This is a genomic window from Thermophagus xiamenensis, assembly GCF_900112795.1.
GTDB classification, from domain to species: domain Bacteria; phylum Bacteroidota; class Bacteroidia; order Bacteroidales; family Marinilabiliaceae; genus Thermophagus; species Thermophagus xiamenensis.
The window spans coordinates 122,548-141,906 of sequence record NZ_FONA01000001.1; the positions used below are offsets into that span (position 1 = coordinate 122,548).

General features: G+C 36.0%; 16 protein-coding genes and 1 pseudogene. 16 read left to right on the forward strand and 1 reads right to left on the reverse strand.

Annotated features, from left to right (window positions below; all coding sequences use genetic code 11):
- Nucleotides 1–615 precede the first annotated feature (615 nt).
- The gene (locus BM130_RS00470) at nt 616–1,167 is read left to right on the forward strand and encodes a hypothetical protein (RefSeq protein WP_010527245.1); all 552 of its coding nucleotides are present in this window, start codon (nt 616–618) and stop codon (nt 1,165–1,167) included.
- Between the two features lie 358 nt (nt 1,168–1,525).
- Here the strand turns inward: BM130_RS00470 and BM130_RS15865 are convergent.
- A pseudogene (locus BM130_RS15865) lies at nt 1,526–1,640 on the reverse strand (transposase); the annotation flags it as partial.
- 522 nt (nt 1,641–2,162) lie between these two features.
- Here BM130_RS15865 and BM130_RS00475 point away from each other — a divergent pair.
- From BM130_RS00475 to BM130_RS00550, 15 genes are all read left to right on the forward strand, one after another.
- A complete protein-coding gene (locus BM130_RS00475; protein ID WP_010527244.1) occupies nt 2,163–3,122 on the forward strand; it encodes a hypothetical protein in 960 nt (319 codons plus the stop codon).
- A 173-nt stretch (nt 3,123–3,295) separates the two neighbouring features.
- Nucleotides 3,296–4,018: a GNAT family N-acetyltransferase gene (locus BM130_RS00480; RefSeq protein ID WP_010527243.1), complete on the forward strand. Its 723-nt coding sequence runs from the start codon at nt 3,296–3,298 to the stop codon at nt 4,016–4,018.
- A 184-nt stretch (nt 4,019–4,202) separates the two neighbouring features.
- Nucleotides 4,203–4,787, forward strand: coding sequence for a hypothetical protein (locus BM130_RS00485; RefSeq protein ID WP_010527242.1), 585 nt, complete (start codon nt 4,203–4,205; stop codon nt 4,785–4,787).
- A gap of 160 nt (nt 4,788–4,947) precedes the next feature.
- Nucleotides 4,948–5,916, forward strand: coding sequence for a 5'-nucleotidase (locus tag BM130_RS00490; protein WP_074964206.1), 969 nt, complete (start codon nt 4,948–4,950; stop codon nt 5,914–5,916).
- A 169-nt stretch (nt 5,917–6,085) separates the two neighbouring features.
- The gene (locus BM130_RS00495) at nt 6,086–6,667 is read left to right on the forward strand and encodes a hypothetical protein (protein WP_074964207.1); all 582 of its coding nucleotides are present in this window, start codon (nt 6,086–6,088) and stop codon (nt 6,665–6,667) included.
- Between the two features lie 125 nt (nt 6,668–6,792).
- On the forward strand, nt 6,793–7,374 hold the full coding sequence (locus BM130_RS00500; RefSeq protein ID WP_010526989.1) for a hypothetical protein: 582 nt from the start codon (nt 6,793–6,795) through the stop codon (nt 7,372–7,374).
- 577 nt (nt 7,375–7,951) lie between these two features.
- Nucleotides 7,952–8,161, forward strand: a complete 210-nt coding sequence (locus BM130_RS00510) for a hypothetical protein (RefSeq protein WP_175560413.1) — start codon at nt 7,952–7,954, stop codon at nt 8,159–8,161.
- A 490-nt stretch (nt 8,162–8,651) separates the two neighbouring features.
- Nucleotides 8,652–10,322: a glycosyltransferase family protein gene (locus BM130_RS00515; protein ID WP_010526986.1), complete on the forward strand. Its 1,671-nt coding sequence runs from the start codon at nt 8,652–8,654 to the stop codon at nt 10,320–10,322.
- A gap of 15 nt (nt 10,323–10,337) precedes the next feature.
- Complete coding sequence (locus BM130_RS00520) at nt 10,338–11,747, forward strand: bifunctional class I SAM-dependent methyltransferase/glycosyltransferase family 2 protein (RefSeq protein WP_010526985.1); 1,410 nt, start codon at nt 10,338–10,340, stop codon at nt 11,745–11,747.
- Nucleotides 11,748–11,969: 222 nt separating this feature from the next.
- The gene (gene coaD / locus BM130_RS00525; protein ID WP_010526984.1) at nt 11,970–12,452 is read left to right on the forward strand and encodes a pantetheine-phosphate adenylyltransferase; all 483 of its coding nucleotides are present in this window, start codon (nt 11,970–11,972) and stop codon (nt 12,450–12,452) included.
- Between the two features lie 55 nt (nt 12,453–12,507).
- Nucleotides 12,508–13,956 carry a TlpA family protein disulfide reductase gene (locus BM130_RS00530; RefSeq protein WP_010526983.1) on the forward strand — a complete coding sequence of 483 codons (1,449 nt, stop codon included), beginning with the start codon at nt 12,508–12,510 and terminating at the stop codon, nt 13,954–13,956.
- A 259-nt stretch (nt 13,957–14,215) separates the two neighbouring features.
- Nucleotides 14,216–15,937: a T9SS type B sorting domain-containing protein gene (locus BM130_RS00535; RefSeq protein ID WP_074964210.1), complete on the forward strand. Its 1,722-nt coding sequence runs from the start codon at nt 14,216–14,218 to the stop codon at nt 15,935–15,937.
- Between the two features lie 103 nt (nt 15,938–16,040).
- Nucleotides 16,041–16,946: a PorP/SprF family type IX secretion system membrane protein gene (locus BM130_RS00540; RefSeq protein WP_010526981.1), complete on the forward strand. Its 906-nt coding sequence runs from the start codon at nt 16,041–16,043 to the stop codon at nt 16,944–16,946.
- A gap of 11 nt (nt 16,947–16,957) precedes the next feature.
- Nucleotides 16,958–18,370, forward strand: a complete 1,413-nt coding sequence (locus BM130_RS00545) for a PKD domain-containing protein (RefSeq protein WP_029626524.1) — start codon at nt 16,958–16,960, stop codon at nt 18,368–18,370.
- A gap of 8 nt (nt 18,371–18,378) precedes the next feature.
- Complete coding sequence (locus BM130_RS00550; RefSeq protein ID WP_029626523.1) at nt 18,379–19,356, forward strand: hypothetical protein; 978 nt, start codon at nt 18,379–18,381, stop codon at nt 19,354–19,356.
- Nucleotides 19,357–19,359: the final 3 nt, after the last annotated feature.

A 19,359-nucleotide genomic window follows, 5' to 3' on the forward strand; every position in this document is an offset into this window, starting at 1 on the left:
TAAAGGTCGGAAACCTTCTCACAAAGGTCGGATACCTTCTCATAAAGGTCGGAGAATATTAATAATCATCAAAAGGTTGCCAATATCCAGGACAACGAAACTGAATCAACTATTGGCGGAAATCTAAAGTTGACATATACCACTTTTCCTGAGGGCGGGGCTGGATATAAATGGATATAAGTGGAAATAAACAGAAATATGTTGTGGGTGGGACTCGCCGTCTCCTCTGCGTCATTACGTCTCTGCGTTTGGGAACCGGGACAAAACCATAACCTAAAATCTGTAACCGGGCAGGACGACGTTTGCCACTCTTCTCCCTGTTTACAGAAAGTTTCAGGTTGTCCCGAAGATAGATGTAAACCCTCTTCCATAAGAGACTTACACTCTCCGAAAAAAAATACTCCCCCACTCTATGCCTCCTTGAAAAAATTTGTATTTTTAATCTTTTCTAAAACTTCGAGTGTGGGTGCGCTGCTGCTCATGTAGGGCACACACAAGCGGTCATAGTGCATAGCCTGCCGCAGGCGCAACACAAGCTACGCACCATACCGCGTAACCGTTGGCATTCATGCAAAGTACATAACAGAAAAAATTTAATCTATAAATAACCTATTAATGAAGAGAACAGCATTATTATTTGTCATTTTTATTAGTTTAATAGCAAAAGGACAAGAAACTAGTAATGAATTAACAAGCGTATTTAGAATTAACGCACTAAACCCGGGACTTGAATTGGAAACGCCTATTTCAATGAAATCAACATTATCAATAAACTCTGGAATTGGAATACATGGAAGCAATAAAAACCTGAATATCACAACAACCGGAGTTACTTATTTCATTTCTCCATTTGTTGATTTAGCTTACAAGAAGATATATAACAGAAAGAATAGAGACTTAAAAGGAAAAACACTTGATTATAATTCAGGAAATTTTTGGAGTCTAAGGCTATTAACAAGCTTTAAAGAGTTTAAATCAAAGAACATATACAGATATGACGATATTAGTTTTGAGTTTGGTCCAACTTGGGGAATTCAAAGAGCATATAATAAAATGCACCTTCTCTTTGATGTCGGTCCAGCATATTACTTTGACACTAAAGGGAACAGTGGATTCTTTCCGTTTATGATTCAACTAAATATTGGTTTCAATGTAAAGAATTGGTAATACATTGCAACAAAGCCAAAAAACACGAAATGCCAACAATAACTATTGGTGACATAGAGAAATCAACTCAGACATTGGATGAAATAAATAATAAACTAAAAGAAAATTACGCCAGCCAATATATAGGACTATGAGCACTCACCACGCCCCTACCGATTACCCCAGATTAAACTACATCCCGGCAGACTACAACTGAATATTATGGCCTTACAGTCGTTTTTTATGTTTTCGGGAAAGAATGCGCCTACTTGCATTGTGCTGTTTTTAACCTTTGGGGCTTCAAAAAAGAGTGCTTGTTGTAACTCAAAAGTTAAAGATTAGCTCCTTTTTGGCTTAGAACCCACCTTTCAGGCGATACAATACCGGACCGGCGGCGTACGTAACCATCCGGCATGACATGCAAACAGAATCGACGCAGAAACTCTTCTCCTTTGAGTGGTACCGTTTTTTTGTACCCTATCCCGGTAGTCTTTTCTCAAAATGAAAAACAAACAAGGCAATGCGCCGGATGTAATTGTCTTGCGTACTTCCGCTCTGACCACGAAGCTCCATCTTATGCTCCGGCTTTAAATTCAGGAACAAGTACCATGGCCGGCTCAACAATCGTTAAGCCTGTCTTTCATCTCATAACTGTATTATTTTAAGGTGAATAATTCAGATACTACCATTTGTAACTAAAATAATTTATGCTATTTTTGGTATGGGCTGTCGCGTAGGGATTTAGTTCAACAAGCGGTCATAGTGCATAGCTTGCCGCAGGTGCAATACAAGCTACGCACCATACCGCGTAAACGTTTTAGGTCATGTTCGAGTACCACAACAGAAATTTACACACACGTAAGCAAACGAACTCTTGCAAATATAAAAAGCCCTTTAGACCAAATTACAGAACATAAACAACTCAACAACTGACAATTAAACAAATATAGACAAAATAGATATAAACACAATTTGCATTTATACATACGTTGTGCGTTATTGAGAAACCAAGATAGATGAGTAAAACTAAATTCAATAAATCCGTATTCTTTATTGATAATAAAGGAGCAAAAAGATTTCTTTTTAAGTGCATAAATTATGGTGATAATGATAACTTAAAGTTTATTTTCAACTTTCCAAACAAAGGAAAATCTATAATCTTTTCACCTGATGACAATTCTTATCCTGACAATATAGAAATTAGGTCATATGCGGAATTAAGTTATCATCAGGATGGTAGTTTATTGTGGAAGTTTCCAAAAAGAAAGGGAGGACAACCTCAAAATTACTACAATCCTCATGGAGTAGGTAGTAGAAGAACTGATTTAGATAACATTAAACTATGGGAACCAATAGTTCAAGGAAATATAATCCGTTATAAGGATTGTATAAATGAAGAAACCATTGAATCAGAAGAAATAGTTGATTGCAAAGAAATATTTGATGGCACTCCTTTTGAATATTACGTGTATTTAGGAAACTTAGCTTATGCGAATCCACCAAATAATAAGAATGGTGAATATATTCATAGAGTTAATGATGTTACCGAAAAGCTTGATATGATTTTGTGGTTTAGAAAATCCGAATTTAACGGATTGCATCATATGATTGGGGAAATACCTGTAGTGAATGATAATAATAGAGTAAAGATTATTGAACCAAATTTTCCATTGGACCATAGTGGAGCATTTGAAATAGATTTAGGTTTTTTGAACAATGCAGCATGGAATGCAGAGATTGTTAATGAACACATGAAGCTGAACATGAATGTTTTAGTCAATTCTCAACCTAATACCCTTGTTTGCAAAACATTATTAAAGTATAATCCATATTTAAATCAAATTAAAGAACTATTGGGATACAATAAGTGTGTAGCTATTTCGCCAATATATCAACATCAAAAATTGGACATTAGGCTAGGTGGCATTTTAAAAAAGGAAAATGATTCAGATACATTTATAATTTTAACCATTTAGACAAAACAATAACGTACAACACGCGGTCATAAAACATTGCTCGGATAGTGGTATATTTGAACGAAATAACATTTAATCAACGACTTATCGGGCCGATAAGTTTGTGCTTTGAAATGCGCAACGTCTCATACCGCCATCCGTTATGGGTTATAAATAAATGAAACTACCTACTTATGAAAGAGGATTATAAAATAAATTTAGAGCCTTCGGAATCTGACTTAAAAGAGATTGAAAACTGGCTGCTAGATGAGAGTAAAAAATATGACGACGGATTTTATTGTAACTGGAATATTATCGAAAGATCATATCATAAAAATGAAGTCATAAGTTTTGAATTAAATGAAAAGATTATTGGTTTTGTCGTATGGAGTCAAAGAGAGATTTATACTGAGATTGATATATTGGAAATACATCCAGAATTTAGGAGAAAAGGATTAGGAAAAATCTTCTACGATAAAATTGAGAAATCATTTAAAGAAAGAGGTTCTCTTGCAATTAAACTTTTCTGTGAACCAAAAGAATCTGAAAAGTTTTGGCGAAAAATGGGTTTTATTCAATTTCCAATAAGAGGTTATTCTGAATCAAAGCTCACTTTTTATAAACCATTAATTGATTCTTGTAAACCGACAGATAAATCTAATGACTTAAATAAAATTGAATTATGGGATGTTGAACCATATCAAGCAAATAAAAAAGAGCCACGTTGGATTTGGGAAATTAAAATGGAGAATAACAAACTTATATATCCGATAATACAACCATGTAATGTAAATTGGAATGTTCGTTGGACGAAAAATGGGAAAATTATAAAGGAGGCCAAAGTAAAATACTTTTCGAGAGAGAATCCCATTGAATTTAGTCCTTTTATGTATATTGAATATTTAAATGAAAAATAATTACAACCCATAACATTTTATAAATTCTATGGCGGCTTCTGTGCCATGCCAACTGCGGCTTTCCGCATTTTGGCTCTGTCTGTATTCGGACAGAGATTCAGCTCGAAAGCCGCCACATAACTTATAATTTTCCGTTAGCATTTATTGTAAAGACAGACTACCTTAAAACTAAAAAAGTTAGATAATGACAAATCAGGTAACAGAAAGAATTCAAATTATAGAAAGATTTAAATCTATTTATAACTGGAAAGGAAAAACGGAAGAAAAAAGGTTTAAAGCTCTTAAATACACCTCATTGCTTGATTATGGACTTATGATGGTTTTACTTGCTTTTTCAATTTTAGCTTCAGGGTTGACTTCATTTCATGTTAACTCGATTATAAGTGGTAATTGGGAAAAATCTGGACTTCTAGTATTGATGACAATGTCTCTATCAATTAGGGCACCATTTGGATTTATTGAATTAATACTAAAGAAACATTACAAAGAAATTAAAGATTTAAAAATTGACTTTGACGATAAACTTAATCATGACTTAGAATTCTTAATTTCAAAATTTAATAACCGAAATAAATATCTCTACATAACAGGACTTCCTGCAATATTGATTTTAATTGCAGCTTTATTGCAAGTATTTGACCTGAATCCATATTGGGACAATTTTGCATATTTTGTAGGTGGAGTAAGTGTTTATATTTTAATTCGTATCAATTACGATATTATTAGACTAAAAAGGAATTTAAGAAAAGTAAACCTTTTAAAAAGATAAAAAACAACAAAATACTAACACACGTAAAACATTGGGGCTTGGGTGGTTATTCATACATTCTGCCGCGCATCAAGTTCGGTGAAACTGGACAGGTAAGTAGCCCGCAATCCCCAACGATTTCGTACCGCAATCCGTTATAGCCAAAATAAATTAAGACAGCATGCCTATTGATTTTTCAGATATTTTAGTTATAGGAGTCTCAAGTAGAGCACTTTTCAACCTCGAAATTGAAAATAAGATTTTTGAAGAAGAAGGAATTGTCGGTTATCGAAAGTATCAACAAGAACATGAGGACAAAATTTTAGATCCAGGCACAGCATTCTATTTGGTTCAGAGTTTGTTGCATTTGAATAAGATTTCTAAAAAGAGAATTGTTGAAGTTGTAGTCATGTCTCGTAATAGTCCAGAGACTGGTGTAAGAATAATGAATTCACTAAGGAAACATAAACTAGATATCACAAGAATAGCTCTTAGTGGTGGTGAACCATTATCTCCATTCATAGATGCATTTGATATTGACTTATTTTTAAGTAAAGATGCAAAAGACGTACAAGCAGTGATTGATTCAAAAAGTTGTGCTGCAGCATATATTTATGAGCCGCCAACGGAATTTAAACCTTTAGATAATAGAGTTAAAATTGCTTTTGACGCAGATGCTGTACTTTTTTCTGATGAGTCAGAGGCTAGATACAAAAAAGAAGGAATGGCTGCCTTTCATCAATATGAGTCAGAACATGAAGACGAACCATTAGGAGAAGGTCCATTTGCCACATTATTAATCAAACTTTCTAAGATTCAAGAGGAACTAACTACAACAATAGAGCTTTCTCCATTGAGAATTGCAATTGTTACAGCAAGAAATGCACCTTCTCACATGAGAGTGATTAAGACATTACGAAAATGGGGAGTATATGTTGATGAAGCATATTTTTTAGGCGGACTTTCAAAAGATAAAATACTAAAAGCTTTTGGAGCACATATTTTCTTTGATGACCAAGATGTTCACCTGACAAAATCCTCAAAAGTTGTTCCTTCAGGGAAAGTCCCTTATGCATTTGATTCTCCATTAAAAGAAATAAAACCCAAAGAAATAAAACTAGACAAATCAATTAAAACAAATGACAAATAATCAAAATTCAGGCTATAACAATGTATAAAAATAATACCCGAGATAGTAGTAAATTCAAGGGTTGTAGCCCGCTTCAAAATTGTAGCGGTTTGATAAGTTTGAAGCCCGCAATCGCCTACTTTGCATATACTAAACGTTATAGGTAATTGCAAAATAAAAATAACAGTATATGAAAATACCGAATTGGTTAAAGGTAGTTTGGTGGATTATTCTAATCGGAATTACCACACGAACACTTCTTTTAAGAAACGAAGACATAATTTCAGGAAAATCTGTTCCATTTGATATTTTCGTATTTATAATTTGGGTTGCTTTAATGTTAGCTCCATTATTTCAAGAGATAAATATATTTGGTATTAAGCTTAAACAATCAATAGACGAGCTTAAAAGTCAGATTAACGAAGTTAAAAATGAGATTAGTAATAAAAACACTTTTAACCCGACAATAAATCTGACACCAACTGCTGATAATAAAATACAAGAATTAGAAGATAAGTATTCTAAAATACTTGACAACATACTCAAAAACAAAGGGATAACTTCTCAAACAGAACCTCAAAACACATTTAATGTTCCTGAATCTAATCAGTTTCTATTTGCGACTCGATTTCGAATAGAAACCGAGTTAAGACGAATTTGGGAATATTCAATAGGCAATAACCAAGAAAAAAGAAGAACCTCAGCAATTTCAATATTGAGAGATTTAACAGACAATCGGATTATAACAAAAGATGTTTACTATCCCACTTAGAGAAGTAATAGCAATTGCGAATTATGGAATCCACGGAGAAGACATATCTGAAAAACAAATAAAATTTGTCAAAGATATTGCACCTAAATTAATTGCAACTTTAAAAGAAATTGAATAAAACAGTTATGAAAGGACAAGAGATATGGAAAATATGGCCTCCCTATGAAATATTTTATATTGAAAGTCTTTTAACTAAGACTAAGACGGCAATATCAGATTATGAACTTTTAGATAAAGTCATAACTGACCAGAAATTATTTGAGCAAAACCCAGATATATTAATTGACTTAGCCGAAAACATCATCAATCAAGGTGCAGCCATTTCAAGATATCTATTTCCATCTCGTTATAAGGGACCAAAAAGTAAAATTCATAAACTGAGAGGTGAGAAACTAAGAGAATCTCTTCAAATCAAACAAGATAATGTTTTAAAACATCGATATGTCCGTGACTATGCTGAACACTTTGATGAAAAGTTAGATATATATTTATCCAAACCAATTGCAGGTAATTTTATACCATCTAGAGTGGTTTTTAATTCCAATGAATTAGACGAAGTGACTTTTGTTTTTAGAGCATATGTAATTAATGAGTTTAAGTTCATTTGTCTCGAAAAAGAAATTGTGATACTTCCAATTATTGAAGAAATTTATAGAATACATAACCTCTTAATTGACTTTAAAGATAATGGAGGAAGATTGAAATAAAAACTACCTACAATATATAGGAGTATGAGCGCTCAGCACGCCCCTACCGATTACTCCAGTTTGAATTACATCCCGGTAGAACTACAACCGATTATTATGGACTTACAGTGTAGACTCACCCTTTATGTAACCTTCCCCGTAAACCGGACAGCTTAAAATCAGACTGTAACCTTCCCCCTTTCCAGCCCAACCCCAAAACAGCCATATTACATTTTGTAAAACCAAAATTCCAAATGCATATTGCGGTAAGCGGATGGAGTCTGCCGGGGAAAGCCTGTTGCACCAAGGAGTTAAGATGTCGGCAAGAAACTCCGGGCCCTGCACCATTCCACCCTTCACCATTTCACCCTACACCAACCCACCCTTTTACCATCAACCCAGTAGATTGTTAGATGTAAGATACCCCTTGCGCCTTGCCCCATGCTCTTTGCCATCCTGAGCGCTAGTCCCCCTTCTGGCTTCTGACTTCTAGCCTCTGGCTTCTGCCCTCTGGCTTCTGTTAAAAAAAAAGAGCCACCGTTTCGTGAATACTCTTATGATCGGTCTTAAGGGGCTTATGAGCAACCTTAAGAGGTTTATGAGAGACCTTAAGGGGCTTATGATCAACCCTGAGAGGTTTATGAGAGACCCTGAGGGGTTTATGAGAAACCCTGAGGGGTTTATGAGAGACCCTGAGGGGTTTATGAGAAACCCTGAGAGGTTTATGAGAAACCCTGAGGGGTTTATGAGAAACCCTGAGAGGTTTATGAGAAACCCTGAGACCTTTTTGCAGACTTGTTTATCCTAAATTATCGTAACGGACTTTTTTGCCGGGGTTAAGGAGGCGGACCTGAGTTTCCGGCGGCAACCAGCGGGATGACGTTTCGTTGCTTCATCAGACACAGCTCCCGGGGCATCTTAGACAGATTCCTCTATCGGATACTTTCAAAGATTCTTAGCCAACGCCTAATTAATAAAAAAGAAGTTTTTATTTTTGACAAACCAATCACATTAAATGTGAGTGTCATGGCAAAAAAACATTCCAAAAAGTAAACAATTATCCCCTGTTTTCCATCTTTTAAAAACTTCAAAAAAGGGGAAAATGCCCGTAATCTTAAAGATAACAAATCAATTTAAGAGATAAACAATTACCTCTAAGCCAAGACTTAGTAGACACACAACAATACTTAAACTAATAATGGCCAACTATCAAAATAAAAGAATTATTATCCTAATTCCTACTTAAAATATTAATAAGTTTTTAATTTTGACAAACTATAACATTAATTGGGAGCACCATGGTCAAAAAAAACTCTCAAAAAAAAATTCCTGCCTCATGGTGGGAAAATAGTGAAAACTGGATTTCTTCCAAAGGTTCACTAATATTATTAATAGCAATACTTACTTATGCTTTTTTTAGTTTCTTCACTTTTAACCTTAGAATAAGCGAAGGGGGTGACGACAGCACCTACATCATTCGTGCTTTATCTTTCATAGAAGAAGGAAAATTTCCGGAATACCAAGGGCCCATTTATCCCATTTTTTTATCAGGCCTTATTTTCCTGTTTGGACTAAAGCTTGCGGTGCTAAAATTAAGTTCATGGATATTTCTAACCCTGGCAATAATTGTTTTATTTAGGGCTGCTTCAAAATACGTTTCACGAATTACGCTTTGGGGAGGGTTATTTGCGTTAATTGTAAACTACCACCTATTATATTTTGGCAGTCAGACCTATTCAGAAGCATTTTTCATGATGCTTCAAAGTATATTTATTTTATATATTTTCAAGCTCACAGATCAGTTAGGTAAAAATCCGATACCGTTTCAATCAACACTATTCCTAGCTGGTTTACTTCTCATATTATTTCTCACCCGAACCGTTGCCATTGCAGCTCTCCCGGCTTTAATACTGTTCTTATTAATAAAGAAACAGAACAAAACAGCTTTATTAGTCACGTTAAATTTTATAATATTGTTGTTTATATATATCGGACTAAAAGAACTCTTTTGGGGAAGCACCGGCAATAGCAGCGCTCAGCTGCAGTCACTATTAATGAAACATCCATACGATTCATCCCAGGGAAAGGAAACTTTTGGAGGCTTCATTCTGCGATTTATTCAAAACTCAAACATATATCTCTCAAAACACTTCGTTATTTTCACCGGTTTCAAAAACGCACTTTCTTTATCCAAACATTCATTAATTACAATTTTCCTGTATTTGTGGTTCTTTATTGGACTTAAACGTTTTTATCGTCAAAATTCCCATCTTTTATTTACAGGCATCTATTTAGCCTTTATGTTAGGTACCACTTTTGTTGCGCTTCAACCCTTATGGGATCAGGAACGATTAATCATTCCATTTTATCCACTTATGCTTTTGTTTTTAGCAGAAACTGTTGTTTCGTTTACACAAAACAGTCCATCCGCCACCAAACAAAAGCTACCTGCATTGCTACTGGCATTAATAGTATTATTATCTACCGCCCAAACCGTTAAACGAACCGATTTTCAGGCCATTTTCCGAAATCTCTCAGGCGATCGCTACTATGGATATACACCCGATTGGCAGAATTACTTAAAAATGGCCGAATACACCTCCCAAAAATTACCAGCCGATAGTTACGTAGCCTGTCGAAAGCCCAATATGGCACGGTTAATGGCAGAAGGGAAAAAATTTTACGGTATTTACCGCTTCGACTCGCAAAATGCAGATACATTAATTAACCAGTTATATCAACGTGGAGTAACCCATATTATAGTGGCTTCTTTACGAAAAAATCCCAGAATCAGAAACGGACAGGTAATTAATACCATCCACAGATATATGAAATATATTGAAGAAAAATATCCAAATACGTTTATTTTCCGTAAGCAAGTAGGGAAAGAAGAACCTGCATGGTTATTCGAAATAAACTATAATCACTGGCAACAGGCACATAAAGCGTCTAACGATACTTCCCGATAAAACCGGAACAAAACAATGGAACATATCCTCAACTATTTTAATCAAGCAGCAGAAACATGGTCCCGTTACCGCAGAAGAAAAGCCTATTACTGGGACAATATTACGCGTTATTGTAATTTTTTTATTCCCCGTGACCATAAGGTATTAGAAATAGGATGTGCAACGGGCGACCTGCTTGCCGGGCTGGAAGCTACAGATAAAACCGGCATTGATTTCAGCCCCGAAATGATTAAAAGGGCACGAGCAAAATGGAAAGACATTAGGTTTGAGGTCATGCCGGCCGAAGATATTAAACTGGAAGAAAAATATGATACGATAATAATGTCAAATCTGGTAGGAGTATTGCCTGATGTGCAAAAAGTTTTTTCGGAATTGCAAAAAGTTTCCCATTCACGCACCCGTATTATCGTCACCTATTATAATCGTTTATGGGAACCCTTTCTGAAATTAGCTGAATGGCTTCGTCTTAAACGCACGTCACCTTTACAGAACTGGCTCTCCACCAACGACCTAAAAAATTTGCTCTACCTTTCGGGATTTGAGACTTACCGGGTTAATAAAAATATGCTAATACCTTTTTATATTCCCGGAATTTCCTGGTTTTTTAATCGTATTTTATCCCGATTACCATTAATAAGGCATTTGAGTCTTAACAACTATATATTTGCCCGCCCGGCACCCAACCCTCATCAGGAAGACTCTCAGCTGTCGGTATCAGTAATAATTCCTGCCCGTAATGAATCTGGGAACATCGAAAATGCTATTAAGCGAATGCCTCGTTTCGGAAAACATTTGGAAATTATTTTTGTAGAGGGAAATTCTACCGATAATACCTGGGAGGTTATCAATCAGGTTAAAGAAAAGTATAGCGCAACCCATGACATCAAAGCTTTCCGACAACCGGGGAAAGGGAAGGGAGATGCAGTTCGGGAAGGCTTTAAACAAGCCTCAGGAGATATTCTAATGATCCTTGATGCTGATTTAACAGTACCACCCGAAGATTTACCACGATTTTACCACGCTTTGGCCAGCGGAAAAGGGGAATTAATAAACGGTGTCAGGTTGGTATATCCCATGGAAAAAAATGCCATGCGCCCATTAAATACGTTGGGCAATTATTTTTTCAGTATAGCTTTTTCATGGCTATTGGAACAACCGGTAAAAGACACGTTGTGCGGGACCAAAGTAATGTTTAAGTCGGACTACCTGCAACTGGCCAGGAATCGCCCATTTTTTGGAGAATTTGATCCCTTTGGTGATTTTGACCTTTTATTTGGCGCATACAAACTCAATCTTAAAATCATTGACCTTCCTGTAAGATATCGTGAGAGAACGTATGGCAATACCAATATCAGTCGTTTTTCCCACGGATTTATTCTGTTGAAAATGGCTATGTTTGCCGCCGCTAAAATAAAATTCTGGTAAGTAATCTCCTTCAAGATTTTATAGAAGACATGCAAAATATAAGACTATTAAATTGGTGCTTTGACTTATTTTTTTGATTTTTACAGCTGAATCAACCATTAATTTTTTCTAATCTCCTAAAAATCGGTCTGAAAAATATTAAACCATATCTGTATTGATAAATTGGGTAAGGTAAATACCTTTTTTTGATTATTTATTTACTTATATAAGAAAACGGCAGGCATGCAAAAAATAGCAATATTCCCGGGATCCTTTGATCCATTTACAGTAGGACACGAAAATATTGTTCGTCGAGGGTTAAACTTGTTTGACAAAATATTTATTGCCATAGGGTTTAATGCCAATAAAAAAGACTTTTTCCCCGTTTCTCAAAGAACGGAATGGATAAAAGCAGTTTTTCAGGATGAAAGTCGAATTGAGGTAGTATCCTATGAAGGATTGACTGTCGATTTTGCCAAAGAGTTGGGTTGTAATTTTATTCTTCGAGGAATTCGGACGGCCGCCGACTTTGAATATGAACGCGCCATTGCTCAAGTCAACAAAGCCATGTCGGGGATAGATACAGTTTTTCTGCTCACTTCCCCGGAACATACTCCGGTCAACTCGTCTATTGTTCGCGACATCCTCAAACATGGCGGAGATGCGTCTCGATTTATTCCTGACAAAATTAAGATACAGGTAGCAAGGGTGAGTCGCCAACATTAATTAAATTGGATCTTGCCGATTTTTTTTATTAAAAGTTTTTCTGTACATAATTCACATGAAGCGTAGCAAAGTTATTCCCATAATTGTTTTGGTTTGTATCTATACTTCCGTATTATATGGACAAAACCAAACAGTGCGCATTTATGGCAGCGCACCGGAATATAAAAACTACGCATTGGTATTCGAGCATTTTCAAAACTTCATCAATCAAGAGCAAAGCGAACTTTTTACTTTAGAAATCAATGAACAAGGAACCTTTGATTATACTTTCCCATTGAACGTCACCACTTATGCTTTTGCAGACATTGGACAGTTCAGAGCTTATATCTATTTAGTTCCCGGGAAAGAATACCACATAAAATTACCTCCGTTTCGACCACTTTCCCAGGCACAAAAACTAAATCCATTTTTCCAGCCTGAACCAATTGTAATAGGTATTCTAAATGAAAGTTCTGAAGGGCTCAATGCTCGAATTCGCGATTTTGACCATGTTTTAGGCAACAAACTAAGAAATTACGCGGTTAAACTTATTACCACTAAGAATAAGAACTTAGCCAAAGCCATTATAGACTCTCTGGAAACAGAATTCCCTAATGGGTCAGAATTCTTTCGGATGCATAAACATTTTAGTTATACAAGCCTGGCTTTACTGGCAAGTCGTAACAAAGAACAGGATGTTGTTCAGAAATATTTTTCCCAATTCCCGGTATTCTATAATTTGCCTGCCTACTGGATTTCATTTAAAGAAGTTTTCGCAGGTTATTGTCATACGTTTTTCAACAAATATCACTTTCAGACAACCATCACATATGGTAGTATTGTGGATTCTATACAATCCAGCCCATTTTTTCAGAGACCAGACCTTGCAGAAATGTTGGCTCTTTGGATAATTTACGAAAGCTATCATGAAAATTTATTAGCCCCCAAAACTGCGCTTCAATTATTTCAACAAGCGGCGAACAAAACCAATATCGAACCCATTAAAGACATTGCAAGCACTTTATATAATCGAATGAAAATATTGATGGTTGGTGAGTCTGCTCCCAATTTCAAACTACCTGACTTTTCGGGAACGGAAAAATCCCTTAATGATTTTAAAGGAAAGTTCGTGTATCTTAATTTCATTCATACAGACAATTATGCTTGTCGAAAAGACATGAAACTTTTGAAAAAAATTCACGATAAATTTTATCGCGATCTTGAGATAGTTTCCATTGTTATTGATGAAAATTATGAAAAGGCATCACAATTTTTAAATGAGAATAAAAATAATTTTAATTGGAACTTTTTATATATTGCCATGCAAGGTGAAATCATAAACAATTACAACGTTCAGGCAGTTCCATTATACTATCTCATTAATCCTGACGGTAAATTTGTATTGGTTCCGGCACCAGCTCCCGAAGAAAACTTCCAAGAAGTCTTTATAAGTGAATACAACAAATGGCGTCGACTGCAATTACGCAAACCATCCTCTAGCCAAAAAACTTTATTCGGAAAGTAGCCAACTTTAGGTTTAAATTAAGTAAAACGCCCAGTTGAATTATAAGTACTTTACCATACAAATAGTAATTTAGGTCAGAAAAAAACCAAGAATCGTGTAAAAATCAAAAGCTTTCGTGTATTTTTTCTACAACTTCAACGTTAATTTACTATTTTCAAATTGGATAAAATTATCAACCAAATACAACCGGTCTTGTTAAATCTATAAATTAATGTCCTGACCGGCATCATGCCTGCTATTTGTAAGTGCTTAAACGATAATGAAGAACCAAATATCCATTAGGGTTACTTTAGTTTTGCTTATTGGGATTCTGTTCAATGCTCATTCCCAGAATCCTGATGCAGAATTTGTCACGCAAGACATCAATGTTTGCGAGTCGGGACAAATAACCATTGAATTAAAAATCCGGTTTCATGGAGATGCCTACTTTGGTTTTAAAATAAAAGATCCCAATGGATTAGTATTTACTAATAGTCACCCGATTTACGATGAAGACCTCATCGACAGCGTTTTCACCGAAGTATATCATTTATTTTTTGATGTTCCCGACGGTGAAACAAAAAGAACAGGCACATTTGAAATTTTGGAAGTTTTTGATAGTTCAAATGGAGGCACATGGAAGTCGCTATCGGGTAAAGAAATAGTGTTTACCAACTGGGGGGTTCCCAAACCTTTCGCCGGTGCTGATATTGATTCATGTGGTCTAAAAGTCCAGTTAAATGCTGTTCCGGATACCATTTCCGACACCTATTATTGGTCTATACCGTCTGAAGGGTCGCTCTTAGACGTTAACGATCCTAAAACCATCTTTACCGCAACTAATGCAGACAGCTATGTTTTAATATTCAATCAGGAAAATGGAGTTTGTAAGGCAACAGACGAAGTCAATGTTTTGCTGAAAGGCTCACCTGCCGCTTCTCTTTCCACCTCTTCTGAAGTTTGTGGAACAAGTGAACAAACAGCTATCCTCAACCTTAGTTTTCAGGGCGATAACGGACCATGGGACTATTCCATTACCGATGGAACATCGCCTGTAATTCAGAACAGTAGTTCCTCTATTACCACCAACGAAACTATTCCGGTACAGGGTGAAACCACATTTTCATTTTTGTGGTTACGCGATAATAACGGCTGTTATGCTTCGCCAGAAGATATTAGCGACTCTGCCATCGTCAGGGATATTCAACCTTCACCTAATGCTGGAAATGACACGGCTGTTTGTGGAATTAAAAGCATTGTTCTTAACCACCCACTATCAGCTAAAGCACAAGAAGGGGAATGGACATCTGACTCAGGAATTTTTATTCCGGGCGACACACCCAATACAACTATTTTTGAAGCCCAAGATTGGGGCGAACATATTATCTACTGGAATGAATCAAACAAAGGATGTTCTGCCAGTGATCATCGTATTATAAGATTTGATGAAATGCCCATTGCCAAAATTAAAAATGGCAATTCTGACACGCTTTTCCATACAAACCAAACAACGCTTTATGCCCAACCCCCTTTAGAATATCCTGAAAAAAGCAACTGGACAGGACAATGGAGCATTTCTTCAGGGAACGCAGAAATTGTCAATCCCTTGGATACAACAACTATTATTAATATCAAAGAGGGCCCGGTAACCCTGGAATGGAGCGTAAACAACGGGGTCTGCCCCTTACAAACCCAACAGTTCATCATCTATCTTGAAAACTTATCTTATTACACCGGTATTTCTCCCAACATGGACGGGAAAAATGACTATTTCAACATAAAAGGTGCAGAGGACATACCGGAAAATGAACTAATTGTTTTTGATCAAAATGGGAAAGTAGTATATAGAATAAAAGAGTTTCAAAAGGCTCCTAATGAGACACGGGGATGGGACGGAACAGGCATGGACGGTACCCCATTGGAAAGTGGCATTTACTATTTTATTTTCAAAGGGAAAGACATTGAATCTATCCAGGATTATTTGATAATCAAAAGGCATTAAATTAGAGTAGCAAAAATCAGCTGATTTCCTCAATCTTAATCCTTACAATAACATAGGCTTTTAAAAAACAAAACCATTGTTGAAAACTATCAAAACCAATATAATGAGAATCCTTTCCATTTTTATTTTTGTTCTCATAATATTTCCTTCTTATGGTCAAAAGGCAATGACCATAAATCAATACATGCACAATCGATTCGCGATAAACAGTGCGTTTGCGGGTTCCCGGGAAGTTCTTTCGCTATTCGGTTCTTTTCGAAAACAATGGGCAGGATTACCTCAATCTCCTCAAGCACAATATTTCACCGGTCATATGCCCCTTCGGAAATCAGGTATGGCAGTAGGTTTACAAATCTTCAACGAAACATTTGCCATAAAAAGAAATTTTGGTGCTTCGCTCTCTTATACATATCGATTTCATATTAATCCACAAACCTGGATGGCCTTCAGTTTGTCAGGCGGTTTTACCAGTTACTCAATAAATTGGAATGAAGTAACGCTTGAAGACGCGCAAGATGAACTCTTTTACACCCAGGAAGCATCTTCGGGCCCTCAGGCAGGATTTGGATGGAGCTTTTATAATAATAAATTATTTGGTGGTGCTTCAATTCCGGAATTCTTCACTCAGGATTTTGAAAAACTTGATGGACCTAAATTTGTTCCCAAAAGGATGGATATATTATTGACAGGAGGTTATCTGTTGGATCTTTCATCGAATTGGCGCTTTCAACCCTCATTCCTGATGAAAATTAATCAAACAACAGGAAACTGGACCGACATTTCGGGATCTATCATTTATAATAATCGAATCTGGGGAGGAGTTACTTACCGTACGATAGAAGAAATGGTTTTTCATGTAGGATGGCAGATATTGCCACAACTAAGAATGGCTTATTCCTATGGATATTCATTAACTGATATAGGAAATTTCAGTAATGGAAGTTACGAAATTTCCCTTCAATATGATTTTGGTTATATTATAAACACCCTAAATCCCAAATTCTTTTAAATATGCCACCCATGACCTGCAAGGAAATAATTAGTCTTTTTCTTTTTTGGGGAATCCTGACGCTAAATCCTCTCGCCGGCCAGGATATAAAAATTCAAAAATTACCAATTAGCAGCCCTGAGACGGATGAATTTGCACCTGTTGTCCACGATTCAACCCTATATTTTGTATCTAACCGACGAGCTAGTTTGTTGGTAACCTATTTTAATCAAAATCATGAAATACTTTACGGCATCTTTAATGCACCGTTGCGTCATGATAACACAACCGGACGAGCCAATCCGGTTTCAGGAACAAAATTATTATCTCTGGATGCAGGACCAATAACTTTCTCTAATAAGGGGACAATGATAATTGCAGCTCAACCCTCAGAGCAATTAAGGTTTTATCGCAAAAAAAGGCACAGGACAGCACCATTAGTTCTCTACAATATTGAAAAAGTAGGTGTCGACTGGCAGAAAGTAGAAAAATTACAAATTGAAATATCAGGCGATATTTCATTGGGACATCCCGCTTTATCACCTGACGGAAAACAATTGTACTTCGTTGCAGAGATGGAAGACGGATATGGTGCTACAGACATTTATGTTTCTCAAAAAGTTAATAATAGATGGAGTCAACCACAAAATATTGGTCCCAAAGTTAATACCCCTGGCAGAGAGTTATTCCCATTTATTCATCCATCCGGAAAGCTTTATTTTACATCTGACGGTCACAAAGGCATCGGTAACTTTGATATTTACTACATCGATTTGTCAAACCCTAACAGCGATCCGGTTCTACTTCCCGCACCCATCAATACCTCTTTCAATGATTTTTCATGTTATATAAAACAAGATAATAACCATGGATTTTTCGCCTCCGACAGAGATGGGAGTGATGACATCTACGCCTTTTCAATACCCCCGTTTACATGTTCCGAATTACAGAAAATAGAAGAAGACCAATTTTGTTTTACATTTTTCGAAAATGGCCCATTCAAATCAGATACACTTCCTTATATTTATCGTTGGGATTTTGGAGATGGGCACGAAGCAGAAGGTTTGGAAGTAGACCACTGTTTTCCAGGTCCAGGACAATATCATATACAACTCAATGTGATTGATACATTGTTAAACGAAGAACTTTTCTCTGTAGCTTCGTATAATTTATCACTGGAACCCAAAAAACAGATATGGTTTCAGGCACCAGACACCATAGAAATTGGGCAAACCTTAAACCTGAAAGCCTCAATTCAGGCTTTTAACCCAACCCATGAAAATACATTTTTTAGATGGGATTTTGGAACAGGAGATATATCAATCGGGGCGAAAATATCGTACAAATATCAAAAACCTGGCAGATATAAAATTATTTGTTCCACCCAAATAGAAAACAAAACAGTTTGTTTTTACCAAGAAATAGAAGTGATTGATCCTCAATGATGAGAAATATGAAACCAACATTAACCGTTATTTGCCTTTTATTAAACTTAATTTTTAACAGTAATCGTCTTTCAGCTCAACCTGTTCCGGCTATAGATGAAAATATTCCTTACTTGGTAACCTTCGGTGGCGACGGTGACACCGCATGGGGTGATGACGATTTTTGCCAAATCATTTTTTTCTCTTTGCCGGAAACCTATGAACATCCCTTTTTTATCCGTGTATTTGACCCCGATATTTCAGAAGATATCGATGAACCAAAAGGCGAATGGGATACTATTACGCGTTTTTCCATATATGGCGGGCAAGGAGCATGTTCAGAAGAAGATGCCCGACGTTCCAACCTAAAAGGCAATTACAATAGCGGTAATTTACTGGCCACCAAAACCTTTAATGCAAATCCAAGATATAACAATAATTGGTATACTTTTGGTCCTTTTAACCCTACCGAAGGAGAATTACTTCGCGACTATGGTGGATACATTTTTAAACTAATAATAGAAGGTCTTTCAGGAGATGACGGAAACCTCTATAAATTATTTTTAACAACCGAAAGAGATGAAAACCGACCTGTAGAAGGCGCTTTTGCTTTCTATTTTAAATATAAATTCCGCCTCTACAATGATGTTAATGAAGTATCGCATATCTACCCATATATCACGTCTGACGTAATAGCAATAAAACAAAGTAATTTTGATTGGGATAATGATGGTTTTATTCGCATCATATCTCCAGCAAAAAACGGAGAATTACTTAAAACATCGGGCGATGATCAATGGACCGAAAGTCGGCATACCATTACCAAAGAAGAACATAACAGCTCCCTGGATATTCAATTAATTAAAAGAAAGTCTCCTATGGTAAAAGACAATAATGTGGTTATTTTTCTGGAAAACCAATATGGAGAATTGATGCCATTCTACAGCATTCCTATCGGAGGCATTCCTAAATATAAATATAGTATTGGCATCAAACCAAAGAAATAAAAT